Here is an 8,569-nt window from a genome sequence, read left to right on the forward strand (position 1 = left end):
TAGCCGCCGACATGTCTCGTGTGAAGATTAAAAGCGATGTTTTTCAATAGCTTATGTAGTGGCAAAGGGCCCCTCCATACAGTGAGAGGCCCTGCGTTCTTCAGGCGTTGCTCGAGGCTGCCGCTGTGATGCCTTGCACGCTCTCGCCGCGATCACGGCTGAACTGCGGTATCAGCGAACCCACCACCATCCCCAGCAGGCTGAGCAGCAGCCCCGCCAGTTGCGGCGGCCAGAAGTCGGTTTCCTGGTAGGTCAGTTCCAGGATGATCCAGCTCGCCAGGCCCAGGCCGATGGCAAACAACGCGCCCTGGGTCGTCGCACGCTTCCAGAACAGACCGGCGAACAGTGGCACCACCGCGGCCACCAGGGTCACCTTGTAGGCATTGCCGACCATCTCGTAGATGCTCGCCGTGGAGTTCAGGGCGAACACCGAAGTGGCGATGGTCATGGCCACCACGCTGATACGCATGGCCAGCAGGAACTGGCGGTCGCTCATCGCTGGCACGAAGTTCTTCAGGATGTTCTCGGTGAAGGTCACCGACGGTGCCAGCAAGGTGCCCGAGGCGGTGGACATGATTGCCGACAGCAGGGCACCGAAGAACATCACCTGAGCGAACAGCGGCGTGCGCTCCATGATCAGGTGCGGCAGGATCATCTGCGCATCCTCGGCCAGCCAGCGCTGCACCATCGCCGGGTCGATCAGCGAAGCGGCGTAGGTGAGGAAGATCGGCAGCATGCAGAACGACAGGTAGAACACCGCGCCGGCCATGGAGGCGCGGGCGGCGATGTTCTCGGTCTTGGCCGACATGACGCGGGCGTACACGTCCTGCTGCGGGATCGAGCCGAGCATGAGCGTCACCGCTGCCGCGATGAAGGCAACGATATCCCGTGGCTCGAAGGCATGCATGAAGGTGAACTTGCCTTCGGCCGCTGCGTGGCTGATCACCACATCGGCGCCACCCGCCATGTCGCCGATCAGCCAGGTCAGGTAGACCAGCCCCAGGACGATGATGATCATCTGCATGAAGTCGGTCAGTGCCACCGACCACATGCCGCCGAACAGGGTGTAGAGCAGCACGATGCCGGTGCCGATCAGCATCCCCTGCGTGGTGCTGATGGACCCGTCGGAAAGCACGTTGAACACCACGCCCAGGGCGGTCAGCTGCGCTGCCACCCAGCCCAGGTACGAGCCGATGATCACCAGGCTGGTGAAGATCTCCACGTGCGGGCCGTAGCGCTTGCGAAAGAAGTCGCCGATGGTCAGCAGGTTCATGCGGTATAGCGGGCGGGCGAAGATCAGGCCGACCAGCATCAGGCAACCGAAGGAGCCGAACGGGTCCTCGACGATGCCGGCGAAACCGTCTTCGATGAAGGTGGCGGGAATGCCCAGCAGGGCTTCGGAGCCGAACCAGGTGGCGAACACCATGGCCGCGACCAGGGGAAAGGACATGCTCCTGCCGCCGGCGGCAAAGTCCTTGGCGTTCTTGACACGGGTGGATGCATAGAAGCCGACACCGACGGTGAACAGCAGGTAGATCGCAACAAACCAGATCAGCATGGGGTGGATACCAGTGGCTCGCCCGTCGTCCGGCGTGGGCAGTGCCCGCTAGGCCGCCTGGACCGACAGAATTGTTGTTTTCATGGCGTGTCACGGCTGGCGAGCGAAACCGCCACGGCAGATGCCGCTGCGGGTTCGCGGCCACTTGCCGCAATGGGCGGGCAGTCTGCCAAAAACGTAAAATATGTCAAACAGATAAAAGCCTGCTGGGCAGAAAATCGACAAACGATGAGCCCCAAGAGCGGGCAATACAGGCAATCAGGGGCACACATCGGTGCTGCCGGGCAGGCGTTGTTGATATTTTACGAAGCCGCCCAGTCGCCGTCACCGAAGGCTCGGGCAGGCGTGGCGGCCCCCCTTGACTGGCGCGCCCACCCCGTGTCATCAGTTGGGCCGTTGTCCGCACTGCCTAGCTGAACCGGGGCAGCCGCTGATCGTCGCGGGGCTCACCGTTGTCGACCTGCTGCGGCATGCCGGCGACCTTGATCACTGGTGTGCGTTCGCCCACCAGGCGCAGGTCGCGACGGGGCAGGGCGAAGCGCACGTCCAGGTCGCGCAAGGCATCGAGCAGTTGCAGGTTGATCTCCTGCTGGATGTCCATGTACTGGTTGTAGTCCGAGGTCAGGACGATGTAGACCACTTCGAAGGTCAGCTGGCTTTCGTCGAAACCGAGGAAATGCGCGCGGTCGAACCTGGCCTTGGGCGTGGCCCGGACGATATCGCCGACCGCCTCGGCCACCTGGCGGACCTTGTCGCTCGGCGTGTCGTAGTTGATACCGAACTTGAAGACGATGCGGCGTGTGTCCATGCGCTTGTAGTTGTGCACCACCTGGCGCAGCAGATCGGCGTTGGCACAGACCACCTGCTCACCGCTGAGGGAGCGGATGCGCGTGGTCTTCAGGCCGATGTGCTCGATGGTCCCGGCCACCTCGCCGAAGACCACGAAATCGCCGATCTCGAACGGCTTGTCGACGCCGATCGACAGCGAGGCGAACACATCGCTGAGGACCGTCTGCACCGCCAGTGCCACGGCGATACCGCCGACGCCCAGGCTGGCCACCAGCGCCGTGATATCCACCCCCAGGTTGGCCAGGATCGACAGCAGCATCACCGACCACACCACGATCAGGACCATGATGCTGATGATGGTGGTCATCACCGGGTTGTAGTGGCCGCCGTTCTTGCTCATCAGCAGACTGCGCGACCACAGGCGCACGCCGCTATCGACCCACAGCGCCACCTGCAGGGCCAGGGCGACGAACCAGGTATGACTCAGCGCGCTCTGCCAGCCGTCGGGCAGCTCCGGCAGGCGCAACGCCAGCAGCAAGGAAAAGGCCAGCAGCAACGAGCGGCTGGTGCGGCCGATCACCGCCGCCAGGAAGTTCGGCCAACTGCCGTCCTGCCCCTTCGACCAGGCCTTGAGTCGTTTGTGCAGCGTGCTGACCAGGGTACGCAACACGCTGTAGATCAGCGCGGTGGCAACCACGACGATCGCCACGTTGAGCCAGAACTCTTGGTCCAGCCAGATATTCCATTGCTCCATCGCCAGGGGCCTCCAGAAAAAGACACATAGTTTTCTGTAGGCCCTGGGGGGCAGAAGTTCCCATGAATGGGGAGGGCAGTCGCTTCTCAGCAGCCCTGGCGACATGGCAGATGGCAGGAACGCCTCGGACGTACTCCGCGAATCTATCGCTGCTCCGGTGATGAAGTGGATTTCTGCAGGCTATTGGTCAGTGGTTCAAGCGACCAGAAAAACAGCAGCATGATCATCGCTGCGAGATTGCTCCGCGCCGCAGAGTACTCATTGTGCCAGAGCTCGATGAGCACCTCGCATCCGCTGTAGATGGCCAGGGTCAGCAGGATCAGACGGCACAGGTGGATGCTGCGTCTGGTGAGGAACTGGCGATCGTTCATGAGGGAATTCCATTTCTCGGCATGCGGTAACAGCCGCCATCATATCGAAACAGCAGTGACGACTGGCAACGTCGAATATCCTCCAGGCCCCTGGTCGTCACCTGTACGTGAGGCTTCACACGCCTTGCGCGATCAGTGCGGAATCTTCCTTGCCCTTCGCCATTTTTGACACGGGGTGGCTAGACATGTCTGGCTGCCGTGGCTAGCGTCGCTTGCTGGGATGGGCTGAAGCCTGCCCCTTGAGCAGGCGTTGCCATTCGAATACTTCACCCGCTTTTGGCTTGATGTGCTCGGGCATACCAGCATCTAGCTGCTTGCTGGGTGATCGCTATGTCGCGTTAGGGCAGGCTTCGATTAGTTTTGTTGTCTGCTGAGCTGCCTATAAACAGTTTTATCCCTTTTCCCTTGCATCTCGGACGTCAGACCACATGAACGACTCCAAGCTTTTGATGAGAACAGCCGTCTCAGTGGCCATTGGGTTGCTGGTCTCGTTTCTGACGTTGTGGTGGGTCACGAACCATCTGGATTTCATCTCACGTATTGCCTGTAGCGATGCCTTCACTCTGCCGGCGCTCGCCTGCCGTTTCGGTGGGGTTGGGGTCACGCTCTTGCTGGTACCTCTTTCAGGCGCCGTAGCATTCATTACTGCAAAGTGCCTTCTCCCAAAGTAGGTTAACGCTTGGCCGTACACAGGCCCGGGGCGGCCTAGCAATTCATCCAGGTCGACGCCACTGGGGCGTGTGTTAGGGCACATCGGCGTCTAGCTACTTCCTGCTGGCCGCAGGGGGATGAAGGTAGGTTTTCGTCAGTGCGTCGAGGGGCATCCGGGAAAAAAGAAGGCGATTTGTCCTCTGGCTGACCTTAATGCCGGCATCTTTTCTAGCCTGAGTGCTTGAGCTCAGGCTGGCCAAACACAAAAAACGAAAAAGCCCCGTCAGTGATGACGGGGCTTTTCTTGACTGTCTGGAGCGGGTGATGGGAATCGAACCCACGGCTCTAGCTTGGGAAGCTAGGGTATTACCATTATACGACACCCGCAGCGGGTGCCTTTATACCGGAACTCGGCACAGAAATGAAGCGCGAAGCGTTGCGACAGATGCAGCCGCTCCGCGCTTGCGGGCCGTCATACCGCGACGGCCTGGAGGTCGCGCAGGTCGCCTTTGGCCGGCAGTTGCAGGCGTTTGCTGGGGGCGTTGAAGAAGTCCAGCAGTACGCGTTGGCACTGCAGCCAGGCAGCCTTGTGCTCCATGTCGAGGAAGTGCCCGGCATCGTCGATCACCGCGAACTGGGCGTTGTCGATGTGCTGGGCGAACAGGCAGGCATCTTCCACCGAGGTGTATTCGTCGCGGTCGCCGTTGACGAACAGCAGCGGGATGTCGATGGCCTGCAGGCACTCCATGCTGCAGTGCGCCTCCATGTTCAGCACCTGCTTGATGTGTGCGTACATCTGCCGGTACTCGTGTTCGTCCAGGGTGCTGACGTGCTTGTGGTTGAAGCGCTTGAACAGCGACGGCAGGTGCTTGCCGATGGTGCTGTTGACCAGCAGGGCGATGTTGTCGCGGTCCACGGCATTGAGAAAGCGCAGGCCCTTCTGCAGGTAGTCGAGCATCGGCACGTTGAGGATCGGTGAGAAGGAGCAGATGGCGGCCTTCTCCAGCGTGGCAGGGCGCTGGGCCAGGGCGAGCATGGAGGCGACGCCGCCCCAGGAGAAGGACATCAGATACTGGGCGCGGTAGTGGTCGATCAGCCTGAGCAGGATATCTGCTTCATCCTCCTTGCTGATCGGCGTGAAGTCGCTGTTGTACGGCTTCGACTGCCCGGCGTAGGGCAGGTCGAAGGCCACCACGTTGAACTGGCGCTGCAGGTATTTGACGGTTTGCGTGAACGAGGCCGTGGTCGCCAGAGAGCCATTGACCAGAATGACGGTCTTGCTTGCTGCCGGATTGCCGTAGAACTCCGTATGAACCTTGTGCTTCCTGTTGATCTCGACGACTGCGGTTTCTGGCCTCATGTCGTTTCCTCCTGGCGCAAATGGGTCAAGGCGAGCGGGCGGCCGTTCGCATTTGATTGAGCAGTCAGAAAAGCGCCTGAGCGTGACAGCTTGATGTCAGGCGGGAGATTTTTATAAGTCTAGGAATTTCAATCAGTTAGGATCGAAACAGGCGAGCGCTCCAAGCCTTTTCGAGGCTGGGAGAGAGCGGTGTTACCAGGCAGGAATCCAGTCGGCGCAGCGCGCCAATAACTGAAAAAAACACGGCTTGTCTCGTCGTGACCGGTTGGTCATCTAGAGACTTATGGTGCGATTCAAGCAGTTGCCTTGCAGCGATGCAAGGGCGAGTCACATCTTTATCGCCCGTTGTGGGCACCGTTGGTCGGGTAGTCAGGTTTCGCGGCTGCGTTGCGATCAGACGCTGGCGATTTCCGTGGCGGTGAGGGCGCGGTACTGGCCGGGTGCGAGCTGCGGATCGAGGACGATCTCGCCCATGCTTTCGCGGTGCAATGCGACGACGCGATTGCGAAAGTGACCGAACATGCGCTTGACCTGATGGTAGCGCCCCTCGAACAGGGTCAGGCGGGCGCGGTGGCTGTCCAGCAGTTCGAGCTGGGCGGGCAGGGTGGTGAGGTCTTCGAAGGCGAAGTACAGCCCGCGAGCGAAGACCTTGGCGTATTCGTCGGTGATCGGCTGTTCGGTGGTGACGTGGTAGACCTTCGGCTTGCGCTGCTGCGGCTGGGTGATGCGGCGTGACCAGCGGCCATCGTTGGTGATCAGCAGCAGGCCGCTGGTGCCCAGGTCGAGGCGGCCGGCCAGGTGCAGGTCGTGCTTGTCCGGCTCGTCGAGCAGATCGAGCACGGTACGGTGTTCGTCGTGCTCGGTCGCGCTGACCACGCCGACCGGTTTGTGCAGCATCCAGTAGCGCGCGCTGCGGCCGGCCTGCAGCAGTTCGTCGTCCAGCTCCACGCGCTGGAAGTCACGGACTTCGCTACGCGGGTCGCGCACCACTGCGCCATCCACCCGCACTCGTCCGGCGCTGACCAGCAGGCGGCTGTCCTGGCGGCTGAAGCGCGGGAAGTTGCTGAGGAAACGGTCCAGGCGCATGGCTCAGTCCCGCTCAGTGCGCTGCGCGGCGTCCACTGCGCCGGCGCAGGCCGGGCACAGGCAGGCCGTGTCGCGCTGCTCGGGCGTCAGGCGTTCGAGTGCGGCGGGATCGATCTGCGCCCCGAAGCACCAGCAGGGTTCGTCGCTGCGCCCCGCGGCGATGCTGCAATCATTGGCCTTGCCGCACAGCGGGCAGCGCTGGGTATCCATCACTGTTCGACGCAGACGCGGTCGCGCCCGGATTGCTTGGCGCGGTACAGCGCGCGGTCGGTGCGACCGAGCAGGCTATGCAGGCTCTCGCCCGGTTGCCATTGGCTGAGACCGAGGCTGGCGGTGACCTGCAGTGTCTGGCCGGCGATGGCGTAGCGCTGTTCCGCGCATTGCTGGCGCAGCTTTTCGGCCAGGTCATGGGCGGCCTGGCGGTCGGTGTTCTTCAGCAGCAGGATGAACTCCTCGCCACCCCAGCGGCAGAGGATGTCGGACTGGCGCAGCTTGTCACGCAGTTGCCGGGCGAAACGCTGCAGGACTTCGTCGCCAGCGAGGTGGCCATGCTCGTCGTTGATCAGCTTGAAGTTGTCGAGGTCGAGCAGCACCGCGCAGAGCGGGCTCTGCTCGCGCTTGGCTTCCTGCAGGGCCTGCTCGGCGAGGATGTCGAAGCCGCGGCGGTTGGGCAGCTCGGTGAGCACATCGGTGGTGGCCAGGGCGGCGATACGCTGCTGGTAACGGCGGATCGCCAGGCTTACCAGTGTCAGCACGATGGCGGTGACCAGCAGGCACAGCAGCAGGTTGATGTAGAGCCCCTGGCGGATACCGGCCAGGGCCTTGTCGTGCTTGTCGACGAACAGGTACCACTCCAGCTCGGGAATGTAGCGCACGTTGAGGAAGTGCTCGCGGCCATGCTCCTGGTACTCGAAGCGGCCGCTCTGCGGACTGGGCAGCTTCTCCAGCATGTCGCTCAGGCCGGGGATGTCGGCCAGCGAATCACCGACCTTCGCCCCCTGCGGCCCGCCCTGCGCACCGGTAAGGGTGATGCGTCCGGTGGTGTCGACGAAGTAGACGCTGCGCTCGTAGCGTTGCTGGTAGTCGTCGATCAGTTTGACCACCGCATCGACGGCCAGGCCGACGCCGGTGGCCCCGATGAAGTTGCCGTCGTAGTCGACCACCTTGTAGTTGATGAAGATGGTCAGGCGGTCGGCGTTGGCCATGTCGACGTCGACATTGATCTCGTAGGGCTCCGGCTGCATGCGCACGCGGTAGTACCAGACGTCGCGTGGTTCATCCGGTTTGACCCGTTTGAGCACGCCCTTGGACTGGTAGTAGGTGCTGCTCCTGTCGGAGACGAAGAAGCTGGTGAAGGCGCCATAGTGTTCCTGGACTTCGCGCAGGTAGCGCGTCATCTGCGCGGTGTCCTGCTCGCCGGCCAGTACCCAGTCACGCAGGAAGGTGTCGCGGGCCATCATCGAGGAGATGAGGATGGGGCGCACCAGGTCCTTCTGGATCTCCGAGTAGACGGTGTCGGAGGTCAGCGGTAGCTCGGTGTTGATGATGCTGTCGCGAATCGAGTCGCGCGAGGCGTAGTAGCTCAGCAGCGAAGTGGTGAGAAAGCCGCTGCCGAGCAGGAACAGGAGCAACAACACCAACGAGGCTTGCGTGTGCCGTGTGGGAGGCAGTGACATGGGTAATCCGGGGCTATCTGATGGCGTGATGCTAGCTTGCCGGGCGGGGGGAGCGCCAGTTGTGATCGGTGGCGATGAGCGTTGTGTGGTGTGGGTGAAACCTGGAAGTTGCGGGCATTTCGCTTCTGGATCGCGTTCGGGGCGGGGACTGCGAGAGTGGATGCGATGGCGGTGGAGATGATGGTGTTGATTGCCAGGAGGCGGTCGCGGCTGAAGCCCCTCCCACGGTGGCTCGTGTTGCGGGCTAGGAGAGGAATCGCGGCTGAAGCCGCTCCTACGGGAGGGGGGAGGTTGTGGCTGGAGCTCCTTTCATGGGTATTCGTG

Annotated in this window: 7 protein-coding genes and 1 tRNA gene; all 8 read right to left on the reverse strand. The window is 62.1% G+C overall.

Going from position 1 to position 8,569, the window contains the following annotated elements; translation table 11 throughout:
* Positions 1–100 precede the first annotated feature (100 nt).
* Positions 101–1,558 carry a sodium:solute symporter family protein gene (locus EPK82_RS16965; protein WP_047587697.1) on the reverse strand — a complete coding sequence of 486 codons (1,458 nt, stop codon included), beginning with the start codon at positions 1,556–1,558 and terminating at the stop codon, positions 101–103.
* A 409-nt stretch (positions 1,559–1,967) separates the two neighbouring features.
* Positions 1,968–3,101 (reverse strand): mechanosensitive ion channel family protein, encoded by a 1,134-nt coding sequence (locus tag EPK82_RS16970; RefSeq protein WP_037055395.1) that lies wholly within the window; start codon positions 3,099–3,101, stop codon positions 1,968–1,970.
* Positions 3,102–3,244: 143 nt separating this feature from the next.
* Positions 3,245–3,472: a hypothetical protein gene (locus EPK82_RS16975; RefSeq protein WP_134677418.1), complete on the reverse strand. Its 228-nt coding sequence runs from the start codon at positions 3,470–3,472 to the stop codon at positions 3,245–3,247.
* 964 nt (positions 3,473–4,436) lie between these two features.
* A tRNA-Gly gene (locus tag EPK82_RS16980) sits at positions 4,437–4,510 on the reverse strand.
* Positions 4,511–4,595: 85 nt separating this feature from the next.
* Positions 4,596–5,483: an alpha/beta fold hydrolase gene (locus EPK82_RS16985; RefSeq protein ID WP_134677420.1), complete on the reverse strand. Its 888-nt coding sequence runs from the start codon at positions 5,481–5,483 to the stop codon at positions 4,596–4,598.
* A gap of 393 nt (positions 5,484–5,876) precedes the next feature.
* Positions 5,877–6,569 (reverse strand): pseudouridine synthase, encoded by a 693-nt coding sequence (locus tag EPK82_RS16990; protein ID WP_134677422.1) that lies wholly within the window; start codon positions 6,567–6,569, stop codon positions 5,877–5,879.
* A 3-nt stretch (positions 6,570–6,572) separates the two neighbouring features.
* Entirely contained in the window at positions 6,573–6,779 is a 207-nt protein-coding gene (locus tag EPK82_RS16995) for a cysteine-rich CWC family protein (protein ID WP_134677424.1), read from the reverse strand.
* The gene (locus EPK82_RS17000; protein ID WP_134677426.1) at positions 6,779–8,245 is read right to left on the reverse strand and encodes a sensor domain-containing diguanylate cyclase; all 1,467 of its coding nucleotides are present in this window, start codon (positions 8,243–8,245) and stop codon (positions 6,779–6,781) included. Before EPK82_RS17000 ends, EPK82_RS16995 begins: the two co-directional genes overlap by 1 nt.
* Between the last annotated feature and the right edge of the window lie 324 nt (positions 8,246–8,569).

The organism is Ectopseudomonas khazarica, from assembly GCF_004521985.1.
Lineage (GTDB): Bacteria > Pseudomonadota > Gammaproteobacteria > Pseudomonadales > Pseudomonadaceae > Aquipseudomonas > Aquipseudomonas khazarica.